Genomic DNA, 25,576 nt, shown 5'->3' on the forward strand with positions numbered 1-25,576 from the left:
GTTGGTGCGGGTGGGCCGTGCGGGAGGTGGTGCCGGATCCCGCCGGCCCAGGCTTCCTGGGCGGGTGAGCCGTGTTCGGGGGCGGAGTGCCCTCGCCGGAGGGGCGGGAGGCGCGGTCCGGCAGGCTCGGCTCGCTCGCCAGGAGGGCGCGCGGGGGCGCGGGCCGGCGCTCGGCCGTCACGGAGGTCCGTGCTCGCCGTGGAGCGGAGTCGCCGCCGCTCGACCCGACCTCGGGGGAACCGACGAGCGGGCACGCTCTCCGTGCGGGCGAGGACCACGGGGCCGGCGCTGACGGCCAGTGGATCGCCTCCCGCCGCGCGGTGGGCGCGTGCCGGCGACCCGGCGCCCGGACCGCGTGCTCGCGCGGGACCAGCGAGGGCGAGCGCGCGGTCCGGCGGTCGACGGTGCCCAGGGCGTCCGGTGACGCGACGAGGCGCTCCCCACCCTGTTCGGTCGCCATCCGCGGCCCTTCCGATGCTCGTCAGCCGGGCGGGGACGGTGCACACACCGCCGGCTGGTGATTCCCCTCTGTGAAGTTAGCAGGCGTGAGAAGGGTGTGAGGGGCACTTCGGGAACACCGTCGATCCGAATCGGACCCAGGCGCGAACTCCGTGTCCGCACACCGTCTCGTGCAGACCGCGCGCGCGGAGCGCGTCCAGGTTTCGCCTGGTCATCGACCTGGGCCGTGTGCCGTCCCCGCGCGGCGGACGGCCCAGGGTACCGGAGCGGTTCCCGGGGCCGTCGAGGCCTGGCGTCAAGGGCGGGCGGCGGTCACCCTGGGCGAGATCAGCGCACGGTCACCCGCACCCGCTCCGTCACCCCGTTCACCGCCAGTTCGAGGGACGCCGTCCCCGCCCGAAGCCCCCGGACCTGACCGGTGGCCGGGTCGAAGGAGGCCACGTGTTCCGGGCCGGGCTCGGAGGTCGAGGCGCCAGCGACGTGCAGTCCGTCCGAGCCGGACCACGACCCGGCCACCGGGTAGGCCACCGGGACGGTCCGGCCGTCCTGGTGGACCTCGGCCACCACCTCGCCGGTCCCGCCGATCGCCAGCTCGTCCGGGACCTCGACCGACAGCCCGTCCACGTGCGGACGCATCTCGACGCGCATCGGCAGCTCCTCCCGGCTCGGGTCCAGGTGCAGCAGGCTCCACCCCGTGAAGCCGCCCGACTCGGGCCGCGCCGACGGGCCCTTGCCGGCGTTGCCGTTGATCCAGTAGGGCACGCCATCCACCCGCGAGGCGTGGAACAGTCCCGCGTGGGCGGTGATGACGGCGGCGGGTTTGCCGGACTCCAGTTCGAACTCCGTCAGCCACCCGGCGATGAGGTCGGCCTCCCTGGAGTCGGCGAGCCGCGAGTTCGCCGCGGGCCCCGGGTCGACGGTCGGGTGGTGCATCGCCACGAGGACCCCGTCCACGTCCGGGTCGGACACCGCCGAGTCCAGGGCGTCCCGCAGCATCTCCACCTGGTCGAACCCGCCACCGCGCAGCGTGCCGTACGCGCTGTTCAGCAACACCATCCGAATTCCCCCGTGGTCGGCGACCTGGAAGGGAGCGCCGAACGCGGCCTGGAACTCGCTGATGTCACCCGGGCCGGAGATCTCGTGGTTGCCGGGCACGTAGTACCAGGGCACGGAGTCGCCCAACTCCTCGTCGAGGATCCGGCGGGCCACCGCGAAGTCCTCGGCGAACCCCCGGTCCACCAGGTCGCCGTTGATCAACACCACATCCGGCTCGGACGCCAACGCCTCGCGGAAGGACCTCCTCGCCTGCCTGGCCGCCTCGCCGTCCGGGGAGTCGGCGGTGAACTGGGCGTCGCTGACCACGGCCACCCGCAGGCCTCCCGCCGGCCCCCGCGGGGCCGCGCCCAGCACCGAGGGGTCCCGGGGAGCACCGGGTGGCGGTACCTCGGCGACGGGGGAGACAGCGGCGGTGAGGTCGTCGAAGACCACCCTGCCCTCGTACTGGCTGTTCCCGTCGGTCTCGGCGAGGTAGACGCGGTGCACCCTTAGCGGACCGGCCAGTCCTCCCGGCACGGTCGCCTCCACGTAGCGCCAGCCCGTCCAGTCCACGGCGGCGGCGAGGTCCAGGATCGTGGCCACCCCACCGTTGTCCCGGAGGTCCAGCCTCGGCCACGCCCCGCGCCCGTCCCCGTTGATCCACACCCCGATCCGCTGGGTGCCCGCCGGCAGTGCGAGGTCGCCCCGGGCGGCGACGTAGGCGGCCCTGGTCGCCGTGGTGCCGGTGAACCCGTAGTCCAGGGCGATCCCGGTGCCGCCGTCGCGGCCGGGAGCCGAGGAGATCGCCGAGTCGACGACGGCGGGGAAGCCGGTGGCCTGCCAGGCGGCGAGGTCGTCCATGCTGGACAGCACGTGGTCCTCGGTCCCGACCGACACCCCGACGGCGGCGCGCAGTCCGCCGACGGTCGCCTCGACCACGGTCGATCCGCTGGGCACCAGGGCGGTGACGGCGAAACCGTCCTCGTGCGGGGTGATCCGCACGACGTCCCGGTCGTAGTCCAGCGACACGTCGGCCGGTTCGACCCACGTGCCGAACCCGTCGCCGTCGTACCCGAGGACCGTGAAGTGCCCGACGGCGCCGTCACCGGCGAGGGCGACCTGACCGATGTCGGTACCCAACCGGACCGGGGTGCCCAACACCCTCAGTTCCACCTCCGAGCGGGTGCCGTCCCGGCCGGCCGCGACGGTGACCGTTCGGGGGCCGTCGACACCCGGCGCGCCCGGACGGGCCCGGAACACACCGCGACCGACCTGACCGAGCCGTTGCGGGGTGACCGACCACCTCGGGGTGGCGGCGACGGCCGCGCCGGTCTCGTCGTGGCCGTGGGCCACGAGCCGGCGGCCGAGCCCGCCGAGGACCCGCTCCGAGTCGGCACCGGTGACGGCGGGTTCCACGCGGTAGCCGGTCAGTTCACCGCTGCCCTCCGGCGTCACCAGACCCAGCCCGTTGGGCACCGTCCGCTCGCCGCCGTCCGACGGCGAGTTGCGGACACTGGGTTCGGCGTCGCCCACGGGGCGGGCCAGCATCGTGGAGGAACCGCCGCCGTCGAGGTTGAGGGCGTGGTGCGCTCCCAGCGACCGCAGGTAGTGGCCCAGCTCCCGCTCCGTCATCCCCCGGCTGCTCGCCTGCCGTCCGTCGATGGTGACCAGCCAGAAGCGCTCGCCGTCCTCCGAGAAGCCCACCGCCGTCCTCGGGTGCAGGGCCACGTCGTCGACCGGCAGGACCGCACCGTCCCTGACCAGGACCCGGTTCCCGCCGACGGCGACGGCGATGTCCTCGACGTCCGAGCGCACGTCGACGTCCAGTCCCACCGCGTCCCCGACCGACAGCGCGCCGAGGAGGTCCGCCCCGCCGTCACGGCCGAGGAGGAACTGGCTCCCGTCGGCCACCGGCCCGGCGGATGGCGCCTCCCGGACCGCGACCACTCGTCCGTCCCGGACCTCCACCTCCGAGACGCGGTCGGCGCCGACGACGGCCGTCGTCCGGTCGGACTCCCCCCACAGCGGGGTGAACACGCCGATGCCGCCGTCGGCCACGACCGGCGAGTTGAAGTTGCTCGCCGGGACGGACTCCCCACCGGGAAGGGTCACCGAGGCCTCCAGGAAGACCTCCGTGAGGGAGGCCAGGCCCTCCTCGGTGAAGGTGGCGGTCAGGTTGCGACCGTCGGCCGGGGCGTGCCGCAACGTGCCGTCGTCGATGCCCACCCCGAGAGGAGCGCCGGTGGCGTTGATGTCGAAGAAGTCGGCGTTGACCCCGGCGACCGCTCCGGCCGAGGCCACCTGCTCCGAGAGCGGCGCGCGGTCGGACACCGAGCCGGGGTGGAGGTAGGTGGGACGCAGCCCGGTCCCGCTCAGGTCGGCGGTGAGCACGTCGCCCTCCACCCAGCCGTTCGGGTCGAAACGGGCGAACTCGGTCAACTCGAGTCCCGGGGCGACGGCGGTCGTGCTGCTGCTGACCGTGAAACCGAGGTCCGCCGCGCTCCCGCCCGGGGCCGCCCACAGGTCGGGTTCGATCCGCGAGGACGCCGCGGGACCGTCCTCGGGGAGTGCCGCCCCGGCGGGGGGCCCCGGATCGGGGGCGGCGGTGGCGGTCGGTAGCGCGGCCAGGGGCAGCGTCACCAGTGCGGCGCAGAGCAGTGTCCTGACACCCCGTGGCGTCACCATCGGACCTCCAGTCGGAAGGACTGTGCTGATCGGGACGGGACGATTGCAGCCAACCGGCGGAGCCAGCCGATGACGGGTGCCTGGCCGAGGGGTGAACGGGGGCGAACGGCGAGGGCCCACCCGTGCCGACAGCGCCGCGGACCGTCGCGCCCGGCCCACCGTCCCTCGTGGACCGGTACGCGCACCGGCGGCCGCGACCGCCGTCGTACCGGTGGGGACCCGGCCGACGGCGGCGGAAGGGGCGGCGCCCGGTCAGCGGGAACCGAGCTCGGCGAGCCGTGCCTGGACCGAGGGCTCGTGCAGGGCCCGCTCGATCGCCTCGGCGGTGGTGGTGCCCGAACCACCGAAGGCCCGGACTGCCCAGTAGTAGACGTCCGCCGTGCGGCGGCACACGGCGGAGGAGCACACGGAGTACATGTCGTCACGGAACCGGTCGTCGATGGCCTTCCTGTTGGCCGAGGTGAACCGGTTCTGGAGTTTGTAGTTGCGGTAGCCGAAATCGTGCCGGTGGCAGGAGTTCAGGAACTCGTACCCGAAAGGCTCGTCGGGGGAGTACGAACAACCGTCCGACGACCAGTCGAGCTGGGGCGCGTGCGGGCGCTGCGACCGGAGTTGGACGAACGAGGGCAGGCTCTGGGTGAACAGGTAGTCGTCGGTCACCTGTCGCAGTTCGGCCGGCGGGAGGGATGCGTGGGCGACTCCCCCTCCCACCAGCAACGCCATCGTCGCGAGAACGGAGGCGAGGAGCGTTCGCAGGGCACGGCGCGGGGATCTGGAGGACATGCGATCTCCTGGGCAGGGAAGGCGACCGCGACGGGCCTGGCCCCCCGGGGAACGCGGGAACCGGATGCCGACGGGTCGCTGGGATGTCGAAGTGATCACAATTCTTAGCCGACCGATTCCCCGCGCGGAACCGTCATGCGATGTGGCTCCGATAAACATTGGGTGTTCGTTTGATAACTCCGGGTGGTGGGGGTCCTGAGGCGGTTTCCCGGGTGTGGGCAGGGGTTCCCGAACCGGGGATCAGGGGTTCGCCCGCCGAAGTGCGCCCCCACGAGGCCCGGGGCCCTCGACCGACGTGCTCGTCGTCCACGGTGGATGGTCGGCACGGGGCACTGGCGGAGTCCGATGAGGGCGCTCGCGGGTGGCGGCGGCCCGAAGCGGCGCCAGGCCGCCGACCCGTCACCACACCGGGCACGGGCTCGCGCCGCCTTCCCCGAGGGCCTCGCCGCACCGGATGTGGCCGCCCACCGGAGCGGGAGCGGGCTCCGAGACATCCGCACCGCCGGCGCCGTGGCCAGGTGGGGGAGGCGGCAGCCGGAACCGCGGCCACGCGCCGCCTCAGGACCGGGCTCCGCCCTGGCGGGCCGTCAACCCGACGGGACGGTGCCGCCGCGGGCGCGGGTGCCGACGTCGCCGAATTTCACCCGGTCGGGCGGGTCCCGTGGGGTCAGGACCGGACCAGGCCGGGGCCAGGCGCGGTTCCACGGGCGAGACGCGGGTCAGCCGGGGGTCACGCGCGGACCGGGCGATGTGGACCCCGGGCTCTTCTGCTCCTCGGCGGGCAGTTCGAGCAGCATCCGGCTGTTCCCCAGGGTGTTGGGCTTGACGTAGGGCAGGTCGAGGAACTCCGCGACCCCCTCGTCCACCGAGTGCCGCATCTCCTCGTACACCTCGGCGGACACCGGCGTGCCGGAGATCGCGCGGAAACCCAGCCGTGCGAAGAACGCGGTCTCGAAGGTCAACACGAAGATCCGCCGCAGGCCGAGCTCGATCGCGACCTCCACCAGCCTGCTCACCACCGCGCGGCCCACGCCCCGCCCGGCGGCCTCGGGGGCCACCGCGACGGTCCTGATCTCGGCGAGATCCTCCCAGAGGACGTGCAGTGCGCCGCATCCGACGATGTCGCCGCCGATCTCGGCCACCCAGAACTCCTGCACCCCCTCGTAGAGGGCGACGAGCTCCTTCGCCAGCAGCACCTTGCCCGCATAGGCGTCGACCAGTCGTTTGACGGCTCGCACGTCACCCACCCGGGCACGCCGGACCACCAGTGGTTCGTCCTCGGCTACCTGCACGTTCAGCAAGCCTATCCGCCTGGTTCACCACCCGTGCGGTGGTGACCGGCCCCGAGCCGTCCGGCACCTGGCGGCCCTCGCCCCACCGGACGGGTGGACGGGCCCCGTTACCCTGACCTCGTGCCAACCCCCGAACCACCCCGCCGCGTCGCCGTCGTCACCCTGGGCTGCTCCCGCAACGAGGTCGACTCCGAGGAGTTGGCCGGCCGCCTCAGCGGTGCGGGCTGGGAGCTCGTCGACACCGACGCCAGCGGGGAGGACACCCCCTCCGTCGTGCTGGTCAACACCTGCGGCTTCATCGAGTCCGCCAAGAAGGATTCGGTGGACACCCTGCTCGCCGCGGCCGACACCGGAGCCAAGGTGGTCGCGGTGGGGTGCATGGCCGAGCGGTACGGCAAGGAACTCGCCGACAGCCTCCCCGAGGCTGACGCCGTCCTCGGCTTCGACCACTACCCGGACATGGCCAACCGGCTCGACGAGGTGCTGGCCGGGAACGCGGTGGCCTCCCACACCCCGGGTGACCGCCGTCGCCTGCTGCCGATCTCGCCGGTCGAGCGCCCCTCCGCCCTGGCCGGCTCGGCCGAGCAGGTGGCCGTTCCCGGCCACGCCTGGGGGCCGAGGGTGCCGCGCCGCCGCCTCGACAAGTCCCCGGTCGCCCCGCTGAAGCTCGCCTCCGGCTGCGACCGGCGGTGTTCCTTCTGCGCGATCCCGAGCTTCCGGGGCTCCTTCGTCTCCCGCCCCACCGACGACGTGGTGGCCGAGGCCGAGTGGTTGGCCGTGTCAGGGGTGCGGGAACTCTTCCTGGTCAGTGAGAACTCGACCTCCTACGGCAAGGACCTCGGGGACCTGCGGGCGTTGGAGAAGCTGCTCCCCCGCCTGGCCGAGGTCCCGGGGATCGACCGGGTGCGCGTCTCCTACCTCCAGCCCGCGGAGACCCGGCCGGGTCTGGTGAGCGCCATCGCCACCACACCGGGGGTGGCCTCGTACTTCGACCTCTCCTTCCAGCACTCCAGCGAGTCGGTGCTGCGCCGCATGCGCCGGTTCGGGTCGACCGAGTCCTTCCTGGGCCTCGTCGAGAGCGTCAGGGCGCTGTCCCCGACCGCCGGTCTGCGGACGAACGTCATCCTGGGGTTCCCGGGCGAGACCGAGGACGACGTGGCGGAGCTGGAGCGGTTCCTCACGGCGGCCCGCCTGGACGTCGTCGGTGTCTTCGGCTACTCGGACGAGGAGAACACCGAGGCGGCGGGATTCCCCGACAAACTGGACCCGGACCTGATCTCCGAGCGGGTGACGCGCGTCTCCGCCCTCGTGGAGGAGCTGACCGCCCAACGCGCCGCCGAACGGGTCGGTGAGGAGGTCACGGTGCTGGTCGAGCGGACCGCCGACGAGGAGGGCGACTGCACCGGTCGGGCGGAGCACCAGGGGCCCGAAGTCGACGGGGAGTGCGTTCTCACCGATGCTGAGGGAATCGAGGTGGGCCAGTTCGTGCGGGCCACGGTGGTCGATTCCGAGGGCGTCGACCTCATCGTGCGGCCGCAGGAAGTCCTGACGAGGGGATACCCGTGACGGCAGCCGAGGACGCGACCATGGACAGCACCGGAACCCCGACCGGCGCCGACTGGGCGAAGGCGGAAGCGCCAGAGCCCGCCGACCCCGCCGGCGTGACACCGACCGCCGTCCCGGTGGTCAACATCGCCAACGCCCTGACGGTCTTCCGCCTCGTCCTGGTGCCCTTCTTCCTCGTCGCCCTGTTCGTGGGGGCGGAGGGCGGGACCTGGCGCCTGGTCGCCGCCGGGCTCTTCGCGCTCGCGGCCATCACCGACCGCCTGGACGGGGACCTCGCCCGCCGCCGAGGCCTCATCACGGACTTCGGCAAGATCGCGGACCCGATCGCCGACAAGGCGCTGATCGGGGCGGCACTGGTGGGGCTCAGCGTGCTCGGCGAGCTGCCCTGGTGGGTGACCATCGCGATCGGTGTCCGCGAGCTCGGCGTCACCCTGCTGCGGTTCTGGGTGATCCGGCACGGCGTGATCCCCGCCAGCCGGGGAGGGAAGCTCAAGACCCTCGTCCAGATCGTCGCCATCGGCCTGTACGTGCTGCCGCTCTCCGACGGCTTCGACCTGGTGCGCTGGTCGGTGATGGCGGTGGCGTTGCTGCTCACCCTCGCGACCGGGATCGACTACGTGGTTCGGGCCGTGCGCATGCGCGCCCGGGGGCGGCGGGCGCTCGCGGGTACCGCGTGAGCCGAGCGGACGACCACTCGCCCCTGCCCGGGTTCGGGCTGGACGAGGAGCGTCTCACCCTCCTCCTGGACAGGCTCCGCCAGCGTGGTGAGACGGTGGCCGCGGCCGAGTCCCTGACGGCGGGCCTGGTCACCGGGCTGTTGACCTCGGTTCCCGGGGCCAGCGCGGTCGTCAGGGGCGGCCTCGTCGTGTACGGGACCGACCTGAAGGGCAGCCTCGCGGGCGTCGACACCGCCGTGCTCGACGAGCACGGGCCCGTGCACCCCGAGGTCGCCAGGCGGCTCGCGGAGGGAGCTCGGCGGCGCTGCGGGGCGGACTGGGGTCTGGGGCTCACCGGGGTCGCCGGCCCGGACCCGCAGAACGGGCTCCCACCCGGCCTCGTGCACGTCGCGGTGGCCGGCGCGGACGAGGTCACGGTCCGTACGCTCCGGCTGTCCCGCTCCCGGCACGGCGTGCGCGCGGCGGCGGTCCGCGCCGCTCTCGACGCCCTCGGCGCGGCCCTGGACCGGGCGCCACCCGCGTGAGGGACGGGGAAGGCCCGGTCGCGCCCGGTCACCGGCCGGCGCCCGGACGCCGGCCGGAATGCCGGGCGGTCGCGATCCGTTAACCCGATCAGGCAAACAACAGGGGGAACTGGCTGGACGGGAACCCGTTCGCCCTCGGCGGACGTTGACCCGAAGTTGCTGATCGTATTGGCTCGGCTGGGTACGGTGGAGTGGACGGCGCGCTCAACTGGATCGTCGTTCGATCGCGGCGCGCTGCCGGCGCGTCAGCCCGACAGTGAACCGTCGAACACATCCAGGGTGGAAGGAGACACGGCATGGCCGTTCTGTTGCGGGAGGCCATCGGCGAGCGCCTGCGTGAGGAACGCACGGCCCAGCGCCGCACTCTGCGTGAGGTGTCCAGGATCGCCCGGGTCAGCCTGGGCTACCTGTCCGAGGTCGAGCGGGGGCGCAAGGAGGCCTCCAGCGAGCTCCTCGCGGCCATCTGCGACGCCCTGGAACTGGAGCTGCCCAGGCTCCTCGACGACGTGGCCACCGAGATCCGGTCCGACGCCGGGACCCGCCAGGTGGCGACGCCGGTGCCCGGCGCCGCTGCCCGGGTGGCCCAGCCGGCGACCGCCGAGGCCCGGGTCGCGCGGCAGGCCCAGCAGTCGGACGAGCTCGTCCCCGCCGTGGTGGGGGAGCAGTTCTCGGAGTTCGCCGTCGCCCCGGTGCTCGGCGGACGCCTCGACTCCTCGATGCGCATCACCAACAAGGTGGTGGTGGCGGCCTGACGAGCCGCTTCCCGGTTCGGACCCGGGTCACGACCGCCACCCCCGCGCGGCCTGCTGCCACCCGGTGATCGGGTCAGCACCACCACGCAAGTGCGCCTGACTACTATTGGGGGCACTTCGTTGACCGGGGGCCACGGAGCGACGTCATAACACGTCACGGTGTGGGGAACCCGGAATTCGAGACGTGTCAGAACCCTCGGAGCGGGTGGGGGACCACCAGTGATTCTCGAAGTCCTCGTCGCGGTACTGGCGGTCGTCGTGCTGGCGGGCGGGGCACTGCTGTTCGTCGCCGTGCGGCGATCCCGGAGCGGCACCTCGTCCCCGCGCCTCGCGGCCGAGGCGCCCCGCCCGGTGCGCGGTAGCCCCGCCCAGGTCTGGGCGGAGCGGGCGGAGCGGGCGGCGCGCGCCATCACCTCCGCCACGGCGGGTCGACCCGAGCTGTCGGGTGTCCACGACGACGTGGAGCTCGTGCTGGTGGAGGTGCGGTCCAGCGCGGCCGAGGTGGCCAGGCTCGACCAGCTGTTGGGCCAGGACCTGGCCCCCGAACTGCGGGCCGAGTCGCAGCGCCTGTCCCAGGCCGCCGACCAGGCGACGGACGAGGTCACCCGGGCCGAGCTGGCCGGCGCGGCCGCCTCCGTCACCGACCGGCTCCGGGCTGCGGAGGCGCGGCAGGGGGCGAAGGAGACGCTGCTCGCCAGGATGCGGGGTGCGGTGGCGGGTCTGGAACGGTCCCGCACGGAGATCGCCGAGTGGACCTCCGCCCGTGCCCTCCCGGTCACCGTCGGTGACCCGGTGGCTGACCTGGCCGACCGACTGCGTGGTTTGCGGTCCGGGCTGGTGGAGGTTCAGCGGCTCTCGGCGGCGGGGGGTGACCCGGGCTCTGGTCAGGGACAGCCCCGAGATGTTCCGGGGTCGCTGGAACCGCGCGACGGTACCTGACACGATGGAACAGGCAATCAGGCATCGGGTGATTATCCGGATAGTCGCCTCGGGCGGCCGGGTAGCAGAAGAAGGCAGGCGGAGGAGATGGCCAACCCGTTCGTGAAGTTCTGGAAGTACCTCATGGCGGCGTTCTCGTCGAAGATCGACGAGCACGCGGACCCGAAGGTGCAGATCCAGCAGGCCATCGAGGAGGCGCAGCGGCAGCACCAGGCGCTGTCCCAGCAGGCCGCCGCCGTGATCGGCAACCAGCGTCAGCTGGAGATGAAGCTCAACCGGCGGCTTGGGGACGTCGAGAAGCTCCAGGCCTCGGCCAGGCAGGCACTGGTGATGGCCGATGACGCCAGGAACCAGGGTGACCTGGAGAAGGCGCAGCAGTACGAGAACAGCGCCCAGGCGTTCGCGGCCCAGCTGGTCAGCGCCGAGCAGGAGATCGAGGACCTCAAGAGCCTCCACGACTCCGCGCTCCAGGCCGCCAACGAGGCCAAGCAGGCGGTGGAGCGCAACGCCATGCAGCTCCAGCAGAAGATCGCCGAGCGCACCAAGCTGCTCAGCCAGCTGGAGCAGGCGAAGATGCAGGAGCAGGTGTCCAGCTCCCTCCAGCAGATGAGCGAGCTCGCCGCCCCGAAGAACACCCCGTCGCTCGACGAGGTCCGCGACAAGATCGAGAAGCGGTACTCGACGGCGATGGGGCAGACGGAGCTGGCGAAGAACTCGGTCCAGGGGCGGATGATGGAGGTCGAACAGGCCTCGGTGAACATGGCCGGTGTCTCCAGGCTGGAGCAGATCCGTGCCAGCATGGGTGGGGGATCCGCTGGCCAGGTGGGTGGCGGTGCCGCGGCGCCGCAGCCGGCCCAGCCGCAGAACATCCAGCAGCCCGGTCAGCAGCAGCCAGGCCAGGCCTGAGCGACCGAGGGTGTGACTCCAGGTGGCGGATCGCAGGGGCGACGTGTCCGACCTCGTTTCGGTGGCGAACCAGGCCGGTGGCCTGATCGCCAGCAAGTTCCGCCAGGGCCTGGACAAGTGGCGTGACCCGCGGGCCCAGCTGCTGCGCAAGCGGCGCCGGGCCCGGCGGGGCCTCTACGTCAAGACCGGTTTAGCCGCCCTCGCCGGGGCGTTCGCGTTCACCGTGGGCAGCGAGCCAGGGCTGGAGACGTCCGAGGTCGTCGTGGGCGGGGTGAGCGCCCTGATCGGGGCGAGCGCGGTGTCCTCCGGCGTGCGGACAGTCCGGCTGTACCGGACCCCGCTGCCCGAGGAGGCGGTGGCACCGCCACCTCCGCCGCCCCTGCCCGATCCGGGTTCCGCCGCGCACAAGCCGATGCGGCGGCTCGCCGACGCGGAGGCCAGTCTCGCGGAGTTGCTCCACCAGTTGTCCACCCCGGTCGGCGGGGCGCCGCTCGTCCCGGAGGAGTCCGTGCGGAGGATTCGGGGGACCGCGCGGGAGGCGGGTGACGCGGCTCGGGCGGCCGCCGCTCGGCTCCAGGCGGTCGAGCGGGCCAGGGATGCCTCTCCCGCCTCGGAACGTGCCGCCCTGGCCGGGGACATCGACCGGTTGGCCGCCAGGCTCCACGACGGCGTGGACGGCTTCGGGCGGTTGGTGGCCACGGCGGGTCGCACCGTCGCAGCCCATGACCACGACACCTCCGCGCCGGCGCTCACCGAGGCCGCGGACTACCTCGACGGGCTCGCCGCCGGGCTGCGGGAGCTGTCCCGCTCACCCCGGCTCTGACCGGGGTTCCCCCTTCCCGTACCCCCACCCTCGGCCCCGGGGGCCGGCAGCCCGGTTCCCACTCTCGGACCATGTGCGGCAGGCCGGGTGGAGCCGTCAGGAGGGCGGGTTCGGCCCGGGTGCGCGCCGGAGGGGTGCGCTGGGCTGGCGGTGCCAGGAACCCGGCCGGAATGAGCACTGGAGTCCCTCCCGCCTCGGGAGCGGCCTCGCGGGGACGGCGTTCGGCGTCGCCTCCTTCCGCTTCGGGTGAGCTCGGCGGCCTGAACCTCCGGTCCGCGTGGGACGTCGGTGTGGATGCCGGCGGGCGCGCGGGCGGGCCGCCGGTGGTGTTGGGCGGACGGCGGGCGCCGCGTGGTGGCAGGATGCGACCTCGCGCGGGGAGGTGTCGGCATGCCGTTGTGGCGGTCCTCGTCGGCCTCGGCAGCGACGAGACGGCCTCTCGCCACGATGTGGGGCGGGGGCCGTCCAGCGCGTGTTCACCGGTCGTCACGGCCGGCCTGGATGGCGCGCGGGAAAGAGGACCACCGTGGGCCCGTAACGGTGACGTGGCCAGCGGCCCGATCTTTGGTGTCCCGCACCGCGACACCGTCGGCGAACCGGCCGACCTCGACGCGGGCGGAACCATTCCGCGACCGGCGTGCCTTCCGCCAGTGCTCCGGCTCGTGGTGCACCGTCATGATCTCCTCTCCATTCTCCCGATCACGTCAGCGATGAGTGCGCAGGTGTCGTCCGGGCTCATCGCGACTTCCCGCACCCTGTCCGCCGCTTCCTGGTACGCGCCGACATCCTTGGCTTCATGGAGGAACAGGGCGGACCGCCGTGTCTCCAACCGCACCACTGGCGCGTCATCGCCCCCGCGCTCGACGATGCCGAACGCACCCTCGAGCCCGGGATGCCAGCCCACACCCATCGGCACCACGCGAAGGTCCACCGTCGGCCACTCGACGACGTGCGGCAGCCACAGCAGGTGCTCGCGCATCACGTGGTGACGGAAGCGTGGACCGATGAACTCACCAGAACGGATGCCGCATGACCACGCCCCACCAGGACATCCCCGCGTTGCGCGCGGGTTTGGCCGACCAGCTCGCAGCAGAGCTGCCCTCGCGGACCTGGCCCGAGGTGTTCCGCGTCGTCGACCGCCACGTCTTCGCGCCCCGGTTCGCCTTGTTCGACCCGGTGACAGGCAGCTTCACCCACTACGACGTCCACGATCCCGACCCGGTCCGGCGTGCTGAGGCGATGGCGGCCGCGTACTCGAACGACACCTTGATCACGCGGTTCGACGATGACGGCAACCCCATCAGCTCGTCCACCGAACCGAGCATGATGGCGTCCATGCTGGCCGCGCTCGATCTGCGCCCTGGCCACCGTGTGCTCGAAGTCGGTACGGGTACCGGCTACAACGCGGCCTTGCTGGCCAGGTTCGTCGGCGACGAGCAGGTGACCACGATCGATGTGGACGGCGAGCTGATCAACACGGCTCGCGCAGCGCTCGACGTCACCGGCTACGCGCCCACCGTGGTGTGCGGCGACGGCGCTGCCGGTGTGCCCGAACGGGCGCCGTTCGACAGGATCATGGCGACCTGCGGTGTGGACCGCGTGCCCGGAGCATGGCTGGACCAGCTCACGGCGGACGGCGCGATCCTGGTCACCGTCTCGACGGGCATCGCGCTGCTGCGCCGCGGCCCGGACGGCGCCGTCACGGCCGGTTCTTGGGGGCAGCGGGGTTCATGCCGCTGCGTTCCCAGGGCTACCAGCCGAGGTGGAGCGGCCGTCGCGTTCTCGAGGAGACCGGGGGCAGCGCGGACGACACGCGTTCCGTCACGGTCCCGAAGGGGCTCGAATTGTCGACGGCGGCGTTCTTCACCTCCCTGATCGCCGAACACGGCCGCCTCGTGTTCCTCGGCGAGGACGAGCAGGTGGTCTCGTACCGGTGGGTGCATCCGGCATCCGGGTCGTGGGTGCGCGTCGACCTCGGTGAGCATCCGGCGACGGTGCACCAGGCCGGGAGCCGTCGCCTGTGGGACGAGGTGGAACCCGTGCTGGAGACCTGGGACGTCGCGGGCCGTCCTGAGATCGACCGGTACGGCCTGACCGTCACCACCGACGGTCGCCACGTGCTGTGGCTGGACAGCCCGGAACACCACATCACCGCGCTGTGACCGTTCGCGAGGTGGTGTCGCCGTGATCGGCGTCGCCTCCTTCCGCCTCGGGTGAACCCGGCGGCCTGAACCTCCGGTCCGCGTGGGACGTCGGTGTGGATGCCGGTGGGCGCGCGGGCGGGGCCGCCGGTCGTGTTCGGCGGACGGCGGGCGCCGCGTGGTGGCAGGATGCGACCTCGCACGGGGAGGTGTCGGCATGCCGTTGTGGCGGGTGCGAGCGGAGGACGTCACCGGGACGGGCGGGGTGGTCGCGCCGGAGGAACGGTTGGGCTGGCCGCTGACCTTGGGCTTCGGGGCGCAACACGTGGCGGCAATGTTCAGCGCCACCGTCCTCGTGCCGACGATCACGGGCTTCCCGGTGACCACGACGTTGTTGTTCTCCGGTCTGGGCACCCTGCTGTTCCTGGTGGTCACCCGCAACCGTGTTCCCGGGTACCTGGGCGCTTCGTTCGCGTATGTCGGTCCGCTCCTGGCGGCTTCCGAGGCGGGGGCGGAGCCCTCGGCGATGCTCGGTGGGGTGCTGGTGGCGGGCGTGACGTTGGTGATGCTCGGGGTGGCGGTCAAGGCGTTGGGCGTCGGTCTGGTGGAGGTGTTGCTGCCACCGGTGGTGACCGGGGCCGTCGTGGTCCTCGTCGGGCTCGGGATGGCCCCCCACGCCACCGCCAGTGTCTCGGCGCAGCCCGTGGTCGCCGGGGTGACACTCCTGACGATCGTCGTCGCGGCGGTCGTGGGTCGCGGGCTGTGGCGCCGTCTGGCCGTGGTGCTCGGCATCGCGGTGGGCTGGACCGCGTCCTGGCTGTCCGGGCCCCTGGAGAACGCCCCCGAACTCCTCGACACCCCGTGGACCGGTCTGCCCGAACTGGTCACACCGGTCATCACGCCCTCGGTGTCGCTGCTGGTCCTACCCGTGGTGATCACCGTCCTCGCGGAGAACCTCGGCCACCTGAAGGCCGTCGCCGCGGTCACCGGACGTGACCTCGACCGTCACGCCGGCGACGTGCTCATCGGCAACGGGCTGTCCACCAGCCTGGCCGGTGCGGGAGGCGGGGTCGGGACCACCACCTACGGGGAGAACATCGGCGTGATGGCGCTGAGCAGGGTGCACTCCACCGCCGCGTGCGCCACGGCGGCGGTCCTGGCCGTGGTGCTGTCCTTCTCACCTCGCGTTGGCGCGGCGGTGGTCCTCGTCCCGCCAGGAGTGATCGGCGGGGTGGCCCTGGTGCTCTTCGGTCTCATCGCGATGCTCGGCTTCCGGGTCTGGTCCGACCACCAGGTGGACTTCCGGGATCCGCTGAACCTCGTGGTGGCGGGTGCCGCGTTGGTCGCCGGAGTGGGTGGGCTGACCTTCACCGTCGGTGGGGTGGAGATCGGCGGGATGGCCTGGGGGGCGCTCGTCGTCGTCCTCCTGTACCCGGTGCTGCGCGGGCTCCGCGCCGTGGTGCCCCGCCGGCCGCCAGCCGGGTGAGCTCGGGGCGGCTCCCTCGCGGAACCCTCGGCCGGTGGCCGTGACTCCCGGCCGGCCCCGGACGAGGTGTTGGTGCCGCACCGTCTCGCGATCGTCCACTCTCACGGTGGCCACCGTCCCTCGGGGCGCGCGGTGTTCACCTCCTGCTCCGCTGCCCGGGGAACAGGGCGCCGAGCCCCGGCGACCGGGGTGGGGGAGAGGCCGGTCCCGCTCGGGCCGGGGGGCTGGCGGCACGGGGTGGGGGGACAACGGGCGTGGAGTGGGAGACCGCGCGACGACCGCTGGTGCCTGACCGGTTGAGCCGTCCGGACCGCTGCCGCCGTCGAGCACCCGCGCACCAGGGCGTGAATGCCGGGTCAGCCCTCGGCTCCCGCCGGGGCGGAGTGCCCGGGAGCCCCTTCGGGAGCTGGCTGGCACCGGGGGCAGTGGTAGACGGTGCGGGCCTGAACTCCCACCCCCAGCGTCCCCCGGCGGATCGCGGTGCCGCAGCGCGCGCACGCCAGGCCGGCCCGCCGGTACACCCAGTGCCGCTGGTCGCGGCGCAACGAGCCCGTGGTGCTCTGCTCCCAGCGCCACGCGTTGGCCGCCAGCAGCCTCCTGGCGAGGTCGACGGTGGCGGCCGGGTCGACGTCGGCCACCCTCGTCCACGGCGACACGCGGAGGAGGAAGCAGATCTCGCACTGGTAGAGGTTGCCCACACCGGCCATCACCCGTTGGTCGAGCAGTGCCTCGCCGACGGCTCGTCCGGGATGCGCGGCGAGCCGGCGTTCGGCCTCCCGGCGGTCCGCCTCCCCCCAGGTCCGCCCCAGCAGGTCGGGGCCGAGGTGGCCGACCAGCGACGACTCCTCCCCCGTGGGTAGCAGCGCGAGGTCGTGCAGCAGGAACCCCACCGCCACCCGGTCCTGGTTCGCCAGCACCGCCCTGACCTCGTGGGCGGGACGTCGCCACCGCTCGCCGGGGCCGTGCAGCCGCCACGACCCGTCCATCCGGAGGTGGCTGTGCAGGCTCCGCCCGTCGTCGAAGCGCACGAAGAGGTGCTTGCCCACCGAGTCGGCCCCGACGACGGCCCGGCCGGCGAGGTCGACCGCGCTCAACGCGGGGTGCCGCAGTTCACCCCGCACCAGTACCCGGCCGGCGAGCGCCGCGTCGAGGCGCCGTCCGGTCAGGAAGACCGTGTCACCCTCCGGCACACCTCCGATGGTGCCATCCCGCCGGAGCCGGTAGCCGGTCCACCGCCCGGCTCAGTCGAACGCGGGCTCGGTCTCGGGCTCCCGCCCGGCCCGCCGGCCACGCGCCGAGCGCAACACGCGGGCCAACAGCAGGTTGAACGCCAGCGACACCTCCCGCGCCCCGGGGGTGCCCCACTGGTGGATGGGCATGCAGGCGCCCTGGGCCTGCTGCACCGCGAGGCGGTCGGGCAGCACCACCGGCATCACGAGCGGACCGAAGATCTCCCGGAGCTCGTTGATCCGGAACTGGTGTTCGTGCGACCGGGGGCGCACCCGGTTCACCACGACACCCAGCGGTTGCAGGTCGGAGTTGGTGTTCTCCCGTTCCGCCTGGACGGCCTCGAACGCGCGCTGCACGCCGGAGACGGCGAACATCGTCGGTTCCGTCACGAGCATGGCGCGCTGGGCGGCCACCAGCGCGGAACGGGTGAGCTGGCCGAGGGAGGGCGGGCAGTCGAGGAGCACCAGCTGGTAGGGGGGCAGCCCCTCCTCCTCGTCCAGCTCGCGCACCGTCGTCAGCACCTCCCGGAGCCGGGAGAGCTCCGGCGCGCCCGGGTTGGGGACGTTGTGGCCCTCGGCGCCCTCCGAACCGACCAGGACGTCCAGCCCCTCTCCCCAGGAACTGGGTGCGATCGCCGCCCGCACCGTGTCCGGCGAGGGGTCGGCGAGGACGTCGGCCAGGTCGGCGTCCGTCTCGGCGGGATCCATCGCAGCCGTGGTGTTGCACTGGGGATCGAGGTCGACGACCAGGGTTCGCAGGCCCCGCCGCAGGGCGGCGGAGGCGCACCCCAGCGCGACGGTCGTCTTCCCCACGCCACCCTTCAGGCTGAGCACTGCCACCGTAGTAAGCACGGGTTGCAGCCTACGGTCTGCCCCGATCAGTGGTGGAGCCGTCACTGCATCGGCCCAACGAGCTCCGGGCCGGCCCCGCTGCCGACCGGGGCGGAACCGGTCGTGGCCCCGGGTGGTCGAGGTGCTGGCAGGCCGCGAACCACGGCCGGCCGGACGAGCCGGTTCGCGGGGAGGGAGGCCGCCGCCACTCCCGCACGACGGGTTCTAGGCTCTGTCCCATGGTTTCCGAGGCCGTGCTGTCCGCGTTGAACGTCGAACTGGTCGCGGTGCGCCGCCGCTCCGGGGCCGGGCGTCCGCCGAGGGTGCTCGACGTGGGCGGGGGCAGCGGGGTGTGGGCGGTGCCGCTGGCCGAGGCGGGGTGCGAGGTCACCGTCGTCGACGCGAGCCCGAACGCGTTGGCCACGCTGCGCACCCGGGCGGCGGAGCGGGGCGTGCTGGACCGGGTCACCGCCGTGCAGGGCGATTCCGAGGCCCTGACCGCCGTGGCGGAACCGGGCCGGGCCGATCTGGTGCTGGGCCACGGACTGCTGGAGTACGTGGAGAACCCGGGTGCCGCGCTGGCGGAGCTGTCGGCCGTGACCGCCCCGGGTGGCGCGATCTCCGTGGTGGTGGCCAACCGGCACGCGGCGGTCCTGCACCGCGTCCTCTCGGGACGTGTCGCGGAGGCCAGGGAGGTGCTGACCTCGCCGAGCGGAACCCTCGCCCCCGGCACCGGTGCCGACCCGCTGCTCCGCCGCTTCGACGCCGCCGGCCTGTCGGAGCTGGTGACCGCCGCCGGGTTGGCGGTCGAACTGCTCCAGGGGGACGGGGCCGTCACCGACCTGGTGCCGGGGTCCGTGCTCGACACCTGCTCGCCCAGTGATCTCGCGGAACTGGAGTTGCTCGCGGCGCGGCAACCGCCCCTGCGCGAGCTGTCGAGCCGGCTGCACGTGCTGGCCCGCCGCCCCCGCTGAGGAGCTGCCCGCCCGTCTTCCCCCGATCCGGGGAACACGGGGTGTCGCTGCCGTGCGGCCCGCCCTCCGCGTCGAACAATCGACTCACTGACCTCGCACGACGATAATGTGTGCGTGTGCGAACATTCTGGTGGTCGGTCCGGGTAGTGGTCGGGTTGCGCGGCTCGTATCCTTAGACGTGACGCCCCATGAGGGCGTCCGCCGGAAGTCTCGAAGGATTGTCCGGCGCCGCAATCGCTGTGCCGGAGGAGGAGCCATGCCACTCTCCGAGCACGAGCAGCGTTTGCTCGACCAGATCGAGCGCGCGCTCTATGCCGAAGACCCCAAGTTCGCCTCCAACGTGCGTGGCGCACGCGTGCGGAGGCCTTCCAGGCGTCGGCGCCTCCAGGGCGTCGCGCTGCTGGCCGTTGGTTTGCTCACGCTCGTGCTCGGAGTGGTACTCCCGGTACGGGTGGCGGACATACCGGTCATCAGCGTTTTCGGCTTCCTGCTCATGTTCGGTGGTGCCGTACTGATGTTGACCGCTCTTCGGGCCAGTTCCTCCGAGACCGAGGAACCTGCCGAAGGGGGAGGCGCAGGCGAGCCGCCACCGACGTCCCGGACGTCGAGGAGTTCCTTCTCCCAACGGATGGAGGAGCGGTTCCGCCGGCGGTTCGACGGCGAATAGGACGTGGTGCGTGCGGCCCGGTGCTAAGGATCGGGCCGCGAGCCGAGCGTGTTCCTCCGCATCAGCAGGCAGACAGGCATCCTGGCTTCGGCCGGGGTGCCTTTCTTCTGTTGGGGGGCCGCGCCACCAGGCCCGAGTAGCCGGGGGGACGGCGAGGAGCCACTGGTGGCCGCGCCCGCCCCGACCGCACCGAGTCCTCCGGGTTGACCCGCCCGGGTCACCTCGACCCGGCCTGGCGGCATCGGCGAGGCCATCGCCGCCAGGTGGCTCCGCCGGCGGGGGAGGACGCGTGGGCCGCCCACCCCGGCCCGGCGGCACACACTCGGCCCTCCGCCTCCAGCCAGCCTCCAGCGCGCGTCCAGCCGCGCCCCACCTCCGGGGCCCGGCGTGCCCTACTCGGTCCCAGCCCCGTCGCTCGACGGCCCCTCGGGGGCCCGGCGCGGCCGCCGCCGTGTCGAGGGGGGAACGACCCGGTCGACCCAGCGCGGGGGCGCGTTCCGGTGGAAACCGGCCAGCACCGAGTCCAACGCCCCGGCCAACTCCCCTGACGGGGCGGCGGACGGCGCGTACCACTCCCGTTCCACCGCCTCGGCCAGCACGGTCAGACCGGCCACCGTCCGGCCGTCGAACCGGTACTGCCGGCTGAGGCGGTCCACCGCGACCCGGACGGTGTCCGATGCCGGGGGAGCGGAACCCCGGTCGGCGCACAGGTCGAGCACCTCCGCCCAGGCGGCCGTCGCGGCACCGGCCCACCCGGACCGGACGGTCTGGAGGCGGATGCGGCGCCGCGAGGAGCGGAGCAGCGGCGGCGACGCGACCACGACAGCGGGGGGCAGCAGGACGGCCGCCAGCCACCACAGGCCGTCCGGCCCCACCGGGAGCACCAACCACCACAACACCGGGACGAGGGTCGCCGCCACCGCTCCGCACAGCGCGAACCGCAGGACCCGCCGGGTGGCCGCCACCGGCCGGAGCCAGGCGTCCAACTCCCCGGGGCCCGTGCCCGCCTCACGCCGGCGTCCGAGGGTGAGACCGGCCACCAGCGCCGTCAGGGCGGCGGAGACGAGGACACCCACCACCAACCACACCCAGAGCGCGACGGGGAACGCGCCCTTGCCCGGTTCGACGACGCCCTCGTCGTGACCGGCCTGGGGGGCGTCGCTCGTCGTCGTGGAGGTGTCGGTGGGCGCCGTCGTGGTCGGCACCGAGTCCGTCTCCTCCGGGCGGTCCGGCCGGTCGGACTCCTCCGGTGTGCTGTGCGCCGGCTCCACGGCCCGGCCGTCGTTGAGCGGCGTGGGCTCGAAGGAGATCCAGCCGAAACCCTCGAAGTAGCCCTCCACCCAGGCGTGGGCCTCGTTGTTGGTGATCAGCCGTGATGTGCCCGTCTGGTACCCGGGGCTGAACCCGACCGCGACCCTGGCCGGCACCCCGATCGACCGGAGCAGCACCGCCAACGCCGAGGAGTACTGCTCGCAGTACCCGGTGCGCCCCTCGAACAGGAAGTCCGCGAGGGCGTCCGAACCGCTGCCCGTCTCGGTCTCCAGGCTGTACTGGAAGCCGTTCGCGGGGTCGCGGAAGAAGGCGGTCAGCGCGTTGGCCTTGTCGATCGGCGCCGCGTGGGGGGCGGCCAGCCGGTCGGCCAGCGCGCTCACCTCGGGAGTGACCCCGTCCAGCCGCAGGTACACCGGGTCGACGTTCTGCGGGTCCGGTGCCGTGCGCAGCTCCTCGAGCGGGTACTCGGGCACCACCGCCTCGACCGTGTAGGGGGTGGCCCGCCGGCTCTCCTCGGCGTAGATCAGGCCGGAGCGCGCGTCGTAGCGCCAGCCGGGCGCCACGTCGTCGACCACGGTGGGGACTCCGAACACGGGCAGCCAGTGGTCCTGGTAGTTCAGCGGTTCGACACGGATGCGACTGCTCTCGGCGGGCAGGCGCGCGCTGCCGGCCGGGCGCGGCAACGGCCGCCCCGCGGCGGCATCGACGCCCTCGTCGACGGGGCCGAGCCGCCACCCCTCCCCGGGGTCGTAGTGGCTGAGGGTGAAGGCCCGCAGGTACTGCCGCTCCCGCATCCCCTCGACCCGCAGCAGATCGATCGTGGTCTCCCGGTCCAGCTGTCCCCGCAGTGAGGTGAAGGTGTTCAGCCCGACGCCGTAACCGCCCTGGTCACCGCCCCCACCACCGCCGCCCCCACCGGGGAACCGCCCCTCGGTCCCGATGAAGGTCAGGCTCGCGCCCGCGACCAGTGCCGCGGCCACGGACAGGGCCGTCGTCGCGGTCGCCGCCGGCGTCCACAGGTTCCGGGGCGCCCCGCTGTCCGTCGCGGCCCCCGCGAGGACGCGTTGCCGGTGCCGACCGTCTACCGCCAGCAGGAGGGCGAAGCCCACCGCGCCAGCCGCGAAGGTCCACCACGGCAGCATCTCCCTGGCCAGGGACGCGGGGATGGCGAACACGGACAACAACAGCAGGCCGGCGGCGGCCGGTGCGCGCAACCCCACCGCGAGCAGGTCCGCCGCCACGGCCACCACGCCGATGCTCAGCATGAGCAGGCACAGGATGGGAGCGGTCGCCTCGACCGGGGGGACCCCGACCTTGACCTGTTCCAGCGATTCGCCCAGCAGCCCGAGCACCTCGCGCACCGCCTCCGGCCCTGGCAGCAGACCGAGGACACCGCTCCCGGTGAACAGCACGGTGACCAGGCACGACAGGACGAGCAGCTGGCCGGTGACGACGATCCACGCCGGCAGCCGCATCGCGCGCAGCGCCACACCGGCGGCGGCCACGGTGAACACCGCCAGCGCCACCAGGAGGATCGGCCCAGCCCCGTCGACGATGCCGGTGACCGCGCTCGCCGCGCCGAGCATCGCCAGCCCGCACAGGACCGCGTTCGCCGCGTGCCGCCCCAGGTCGGTCCGGCCCGCCTCCACGCCCACCATCACCCGACTCCTCCGTGCCAGACCGCCCGGGCGGTCGGCGTGGCCGGCGGGCCCTCCGCTCCCCGCCCGCACAACCGCGACCACACCGCGACCATCTCCTCACCGGGAAGCGGGGTGACGACCCGCCACCCGGCTGCCCGGAGCACCCGCGCGGCCGGCTCCTGGCTGGGCGCCATCGTGTCGCCGAGGCCCGCCCACTGCCGGACGTCGAGCAGGACCGCGCTGGTCCGGCTCCCGGGCGGGCGGCGGACCGCGAGCCGGTGCGCCTCGTCCGCCGAAAGCATGCCGAGCACCGCCACCAGGTCACGCCCCTCGGCCGGGTCCGCCTCCAAGGCCAGCTCCCGCCGCCGCGAGGGTGCCAACCTGGCCAGCGTGTCGAGCACGACGGCGTCGCTCCGGGAACCGAGGACGTCCTCGCTGAGCAACGGGACCCCCTCATTGGTCAGGAGCCGGAAGCCCTTGCCCGTGCTCCTGAGGTGCAGGCAGACGCTGGCGGTGAACGACACCGCCCACTCCAGGCTCGACGCCGGCCCCGTGCCCCGGTGGGCGGCGTTGCGCACGTCCACCAGCACGGTCGTGCCACCCACCCAGGGGCTCTCCTCGACCCGCACCATCAGTTCGTCCCGGCGCGCGGTGGACCGCCAGTGCACCCGGCGCATGTCGTCACCGTGCCGGTAGGGGCGCACGACCACGTCGTCCAGGCCCTGCCCCGACCGCGCCCTGGCGATGCCCTCCTCCCCCCGCCCGGTGCCCGACCCGGCCGGATGCCCGGCGAGTTCCTCGACCCGCGGGGTCACCACGAACCGCAGCTGCTCGCCCAACGCCTCGTCGTGTTCGGCCAGCCCGAAGGCGTCGGTGAACCTGGCCGCGAGCGGACCGACCGTGTGGACGCCCCGCAGCGTGGGCCGCAGCTCGTAGGTCAGCACGACGCACTGCCCCCGCACCGGCCGGGGAGCGAGGAAGCGGGGGCGCTCGCCGAGCGCGTAGGGCAGGGTGTCCTGGAGCAGGACCGTCCCGCCGCCCAGGGTCCCGCGCCCCCGCACGGTCAGCCGCATCCGCGCGAGGTCACCGGCCTGGACCCGGGCCGGGCTGACGGCGCGCTCGACGCTCACCTGCGTGCGCGACCGGCGTGTCACGAGAGCGGACAGCAGGGGCAACAGCAGCGTGAAGAGGCCGACCCGCAGCAGGTCGCGTTCGTCGAGCACGACGGAGCACAGGGCCGCCGCGGTGCCGGCCGCGAACAGGCACCGGCCTCGGGTGGTCAGTCCGGAGAGCGCTGTCAATCTTCTGCCTTCTCGTCGTCGCCGGGAGCTGCTGGTCGTCGGGGAACTGGGGGACGCGGAAGGCGACGGAGGCTGTCCGCCCGCTCGGTCACGGGACCGTTGTCTCAGCGCGCGCGGTGCGCCGGCTCGACCGGCCACTGCCCGCTCCGCTGCTGGGCCGAACCGGCCCCCTGCGGGACGGGCACCCGTTGCAGCAGACCGTGCACGACCTCGGCGGGTGAGCGCCGGGCGGCCTGGGCCTCCGGTGCGAGGACCAGCCGGTGCGCCAGGACGGTGACGGCGACCGCCTGGACGTCGTCGGGGATCACGTACTCCCGCCCGACCAGCGCCGCCTGGGCTCGGGCCGCCCTGACCAGGTGCAACGTGGCCCTGGGGGACGCCCCGAGCCGGACGTCGGGTGTTCGGCGGGTCGCGGCCACCAGGTCGACGGCGTAGCGGCGGACCTCGGAGGACATGTGCAGTCCGCGCACGGCGTGCGCCATCTCCCGCACCTGCGCCGCCGTGCACATCGGCCGCAGCTCGGCGAGCGGGTCGTGCCCGGAGTGCTCGTCCACCATCGCCAGTTCGGCCGCCGGGTCCGGGTAGCCGATCGACACCCGGCACGTGAAGCGGTCCCGCTGGGCCTCGGGCAGTGCGTAGGTGCCCTCCATCTCCACCGGGTTCTGCGTCGCGATCACCATGAACGGCGGCGTCAACGCGTAGGTCTGCCCGTCGACGGTGACCTGGTGTTCCTCCATGCACTCCAACAGCGCGGACTGGGTCTTGGGGGAGGCCCGGTTGATCTCGTCGCCGACCACGACGTTCGCGAACACCGGGCCGGCGCGGAACTCGAAGGAGCTGTTCTGCCGGTTGAAGATGGACACACCCGTGATATCGCTGGGCAGCAGGTCCGGGGTGAACTGCACCCTGCTCACGGTGCCCCCGACCGACTTCGCCAACGCCTTCGCCAGCGACGTCTTGCCCACCCCCGGGACGTCCTCCACCAGGAGGTGCCCCTCGGCGAGCATCGTGATCATGGCGACCCGCACCACCTCGGGCTTGCCGACGATGACCCGTTCCACGTTGGCCGCGATCCGGCCGGTGATCGCGTGCAGCTCGGACAGCCCGAGCGTGCCGCTCCGGTGTCGCTCGTCGGCCGGAGCCGCTCGTTCGTTCGGCGGCGCTGGGGACTCGGTACTCGGCGTCACACGACCTCCTGTGCATCGCAGGCGTCCCGACACCGCCGCTCCCTCGTGAGGGGCCGGACCCCGCGCCGGCGCCCTGGGTGAGGCGGTGTGGGACGCAGTCTGTCAAACGTCGCCGGGGCCGTCCCGTGACGAGTGCGGCGGCGGCCAACACTGGCAGCCCGGGATGATGATCTCCATTCTTCCCCACCACGCTCCGGTCGGAGACGAAACCAACCACCTCCCGGGTTGTCGGCGCCGGCGCGGCCGCCTGCCCCGCCGGCCGACACGCGAGCGGCCCCCCACCGCCCCCCACCGCGCGTCGATCCTCCTACCAGCGGAAACGGTCCGACATTCGGGCCTGGCGCGCTCCGATCCGCGTTGACGGTGGGCCGTGGTGGGGTAATGTGGCGCGCGGTGGGGCGACGGGG

Annotated in this window: 22 protein-coding genes; 12 read left to right on the forward strand and 10 right to left on the reverse strand. The window is 73.3% G+C overall.

Translation table 11 applies throughout. The annotated features are described in order from the left end of the window. Nucleotides 1-786: 786 nt before the first annotated feature. The 3 genes from C1701_RS19925 to C1701_RS19935 form a co-directional block, all read right to left on the reverse strand. Complete coding sequence (locus C1701_RS19925; RefSeq protein ID WP_103056421.1) at nucleotides 787-4,179, reverse strand: phosphodiester glycosidase family protein; 3,393 nt, start codon at nucleotides 4,177-4,179, stop codon at nucleotides 787-789. 252 nt (nucleotides 4,180-4,431) lie between these two features. After that, nucleotides 4,432-4,962, reverse strand: a complete 531-nt coding sequence (locus C1701_RS19930) for a phospholipase (RefSeq protein WP_103056422.1) — start codon at nucleotides 4,960-4,962, stop codon at nucleotides 4,432-4,434. Between the two features lie 719 nt (nucleotides 4,963-5,681). Continuing rightward, a complete protein-coding gene (locus tag C1701_RS19935; RefSeq protein WP_103056423.1) occupies nucleotides 5,682-6,263 on the reverse strand; it encodes an amino-acid N-acetyltransferase in 582 nt (193 codons plus the stop codon). Between the two features lie 111 nt (nucleotides 6,264-6,374). On the opposite strand from C1701_RS19935, the gene rimO reads away from it, so the two are divergent. From rimO to pspM, 7 genes are all read left to right on the forward strand, one after another. Further along, nucleotides 6,375-7,820, forward strand: coding sequence for a 30S ribosomal protein S12 methylthiotransferase RimO (rimO, locus tag C1701_RS19940; protein WP_026419992.1), 1,446 nt, complete (start codon nucleotides 6,375-6,377; stop codon nucleotides 7,818-7,820). 20 nt (nucleotides 7,821-7,840) lie between these two features. Further along, a complete protein-coding gene (pgsA, locus tag C1701_RS19945; protein ID WP_245588906.1) occupies nucleotides 7,841-8,497 on the forward strand; it encodes a CDP-diacylglycerol--glycerol-3-phosphate 3-phosphatidyltransferase in 657 nt (218 codons plus the stop codon). Nucleotides 8,498-8,535: 38 nt separating this feature from the next. Further along, a complete protein-coding gene (locus tag C1701_RS19950) occupies nucleotides 8,536-9,021 on the forward strand; it encodes a CinA family protein (RefSeq protein WP_245588919.1) in 486 nt (161 codons plus the stop codon). 296 nt (nucleotides 9,022-9,317) lie between these two features. After that, complete coding sequence (locus C1701_RS19955) at nucleotides 9,318-9,773, forward strand: helix-turn-helix domain-containing protein (RefSeq protein WP_026419995.1); 456 nt, start codon at nucleotides 9,318-9,320, stop codon at nucleotides 9,771-9,773. A gap of 219 nt (nucleotides 9,774-9,992) precedes the next feature. Next, nucleotides 9,993-10,712, forward strand: a complete 720-nt coding sequence (locus C1701_RS19960; protein ID WP_103056425.1) for a hypothetical protein — start codon at nucleotides 9,993-9,995, stop codon at nucleotides 10,710-10,712. 87 nt (nucleotides 10,713-10,799) lie between these two features. Further along, complete coding sequence (locus tag C1701_RS19965) at nucleotides 10,800-11,618, forward strand: PspA/IM30 family protein (protein ID WP_035274800.1); 819 nt, start codon at nucleotides 10,800-10,802, stop codon at nucleotides 11,616-11,618. Nucleotides 11,619-11,640: 22 nt separating this feature from the next. Next, entirely contained in the window at nucleotides 11,641-12,441 is an 801-nt protein-coding gene (gene pspM, locus C1701_RS19970) for a phage shock envelope stress response protein PspM (RefSeq protein ID WP_103056426.1), read from the forward strand. 476 nt (nucleotides 12,442-12,917) lie between these two features. Here pspM and C1701_RS19975 read toward each other — a convergent pair whose 3' ends face one another. Both C1701_RS19975 and C1701_RS19980 read right to left on the reverse strand, forming a co-directional pair. Beyond that, on the reverse strand, nucleotides 12,918-13,118 hold the full coding sequence (locus C1701_RS19975; RefSeq protein ID WP_026419997.1) for a DUF397 domain-containing protein: 201 nt from the start codon (nucleotides 13,116-13,118) through the stop codon (nucleotides 12,918-12,920). Next, nucleotides 13,115-13,420, reverse strand: coding sequence for a Scr1 family TA system antitoxin-like transcriptional regulator (locus C1701_RS19980; protein WP_156038480.1), 306 nt, complete (start codon nucleotides 13,418-13,420; stop codon nucleotides 13,115-13,117). The genes C1701_RS19975 and C1701_RS19980 overlap by 4 nt, the downstream gene beginning before the upstream one ends. 50 nt (nucleotides 13,421-13,470) lie before the next feature. On the opposite strand from C1701_RS19980, the gene C1701_RS19985 reads away from it, so the two are divergent. The 3 genes from C1701_RS19985 to C1701_RS19995 all read left to right on the forward strand — a co-directional run bounded on the left by C1701_RS19985 (nucleotide 13,471) and on the right by C1701_RS19995 (nucleotide 16,068). Then, entirely contained in the window at nucleotides 13,471-14,316 is an 846-nt protein-coding gene (locus C1701_RS19985; RefSeq protein WP_103056427.1) for a methyltransferase domain-containing protein, read from the forward strand. Then, nucleotides 14,286-14,603, forward strand: a complete 318-nt coding sequence (locus C1701_RS19990; RefSeq protein WP_103056428.1) for a hypothetical protein — start codon at nucleotides 14,286-14,288, stop codon at nucleotides 14,601-14,603. Before C1701_RS19985 ends, C1701_RS19990 begins: the two co-directional genes overlap by 31 nt. A 196-nt stretch (nucleotides 14,604-14,799) precedes the next feature. Beyond that, a complete protein-coding gene (locus C1701_RS19995; RefSeq protein ID WP_103056429.1) occupies nucleotides 14,800-16,068 on the forward strand; it encodes a uracil-xanthine permease family protein in 1,269 nt (422 codons plus the stop codon). Nucleotides 16,069-16,424: 356 nt separating this feature from the next. Here C1701_RS19995 and C1701_RS20000 read toward each other — a convergent pair whose 3' ends face one another. Together C1701_RS20000 and C1701_RS20005 are read right to left on the reverse strand one after the other, a co-directional pair. Beyond that, entirely contained in the window at nucleotides 16,425-17,258 is an 834-nt protein-coding gene (locus C1701_RS20000) for a DNA-formamidopyrimidine glycosylase family protein (RefSeq protein WP_026420001.1), read from the reverse strand. Nucleotides 17,259-17,309: 51 nt separating this feature from the next. Continuing rightward, on the reverse strand, nucleotides 17,310-18,131 hold the full coding sequence (locus C1701_RS20005; protein WP_026420002.1) for a ParA family protein: 822 nt from the start codon (nucleotides 18,129-18,131) through the stop codon (nucleotides 17,310-17,312). A gap of 236 nt (nucleotides 18,132-18,367) precedes the next feature. Here C1701_RS20005 and C1701_RS20010 point away from each other — a divergent pair, with 236 nt between their 5' ends. Beyond that, nucleotides 18,368-19,102, forward strand: coding sequence for a methyltransferase domain-containing protein (locus tag C1701_RS20010; protein ID WP_026420003.1), 735 nt, complete (start codon nucleotides 18,368-18,370; stop codon nucleotides 19,100-19,102). Nucleotides 19,103-19,358: 256 nt separating this feature from the next. Next, nucleotides 19,359-19,769, forward strand: coding sequence for a DUF3040 domain-containing protein (locus C1701_RS20015; RefSeq protein WP_026420004.1), 411 nt, complete (start codon nucleotides 19,359-19,361; stop codon nucleotides 19,767-19,769). 392 nt (nucleotides 19,770-20,161) lie between these two features. Here the strand turns inward: C1701_RS20015 and C1701_RS20020 are convergent, their stop codons facing one another. From C1701_RS20020 to C1701_RS20030, 3 genes are all read right to left on the reverse strand, one after another. Beyond that, nucleotides 20,162-22,699, reverse strand: coding sequence for a transglutaminase family protein (locus C1701_RS20020; protein ID WP_337661840.1), 2,538 nt, complete (start codon nucleotides 22,697-22,699; stop codon nucleotides 20,162-20,164). Then, nucleotides 22,699-23,982 carry a DUF58 domain-containing protein gene (locus C1701_RS20025; RefSeq protein WP_026420006.1) on the reverse strand — a complete coding sequence of 428 codons (1,284 nt, stop codon included), beginning with the start codon at nucleotides 23,980-23,982 and terminating at the stop codon, nucleotides 22,699-22,701. Before C1701_RS20025 ends, C1701_RS20020 begins: the two co-directional genes overlap by 1 nt. 104 nt (nucleotides 23,983-24,086) lie before the next feature. Further along, entirely contained in the window at nucleotides 24,087-25,169 is a 1,083-nt protein-coding gene (locus tag C1701_RS20030) for an AAA family ATPase (RefSeq protein ID WP_026420007.1), read from the reverse strand. Nucleotides 25,170-25,576 lie beyond the last annotated feature (407 nt).

Source organism: Actinoalloteichus sp. AHMU CJ021 (assembly GCF_002895405.1).
Taxonomy (GTDB): domain Bacteria; phylum Actinomycetota; class Actinomycetes; order Mycobacteriales; family Pseudonocardiaceae; genus Actinoalloteichus_B; species Actinoalloteichus_B caeruleus.

What these genes read in the sequence shown, in the direction of transcription:
- C1701_RS19980 (WP_156038480.1), bottom strand. Translation starts at nt 13,420, where the DNA reads ATGCGCGAGCACCTGCTGTGGCTGCCGCACGTCGTCGAGTGGCCGACG.
- C1701_RS19955 (WP_026419995.1), top strand. Translation starts at nt 9,318, where the DNA reads ATGGCCGTTCTGTTGCGGGAGGCCATCGGCGAGCGCCTGCGTGAGGAA.
- C1701_RS20015 (WP_026420004.1), top strand. Translation starts at nt 19,359, where the DNA reads ATGCCACTCTCCGAGCACGAGCAGCGTTTGCTCGACCAGATCGAGCGC.
- C1701_RS19975 (WP_026419997.1), bottom strand. Translation starts at nt 13,118, where the DNA reads ATGACGGTGCACCACGAGCCGGAGCACTGGCGGAAGGCACGCCGGTCG.
- C1701_RS20020 (WP_337661840.1), bottom strand. Translation starts at nt 22,699, where the DNA reads ATGGTGGGCGTGGAGGCGGGCCGGACCGACCTGGGGCGGCACGCGGCG.
- C1701_RS19965 (WP_035274800.1), top strand. Translation starts at nt 10,800, where the DNA reads ATGGCCAACCCGTTCGTGAAGTTCTGGAAGTACCTCATGGCGGCGTTC.
- C1701_RS19995 (WP_103056429.1), top strand. Translation starts at nt 14,800, where the DNA reads ATGCCGTTGTGGCGGGTGCGAGCGGAGGACGTCACCGGGACGGGCGGG.
- C1701_RS19925 (WP_103056421.1), bottom strand. Translation starts at nt 4,179, where the DNA reads ATGGTGACGCCACGGGGTGTCAGGACACTGCTCTGCGCCGCACTGGTG.
- pgsA (WP_245588906.1), top strand. Translation starts at nt 7,841, where the DNA reads ATGGACAGCACCGGAACCCCGACCGGCGCCGACTGGGCGAAGGCGGAA.
- C1701_RS19985 (WP_103056427.1), top strand. Translation starts at nt 13,471, where the DNA reads ATGACCACGCCCCACCAGGACATCCCCGCGTTGCGCGCGGGTTTGGCC.
- C1701_RS20010 (WP_026420003.1), top strand. Translation starts at nt 18,368, where the DNA reads ATGGTTTCCGAGGCCGTGCTGTCCGCGTTGAACGTCGAACTGGTCGCG.
- C1701_RS19930 (WP_103056422.1), bottom strand. Translation starts at nt 4,962, where the DNA reads ATGTCCTCCAGATCCCCGCGCCGTGCCCTGCGAACGCTCCTCGCCTCC.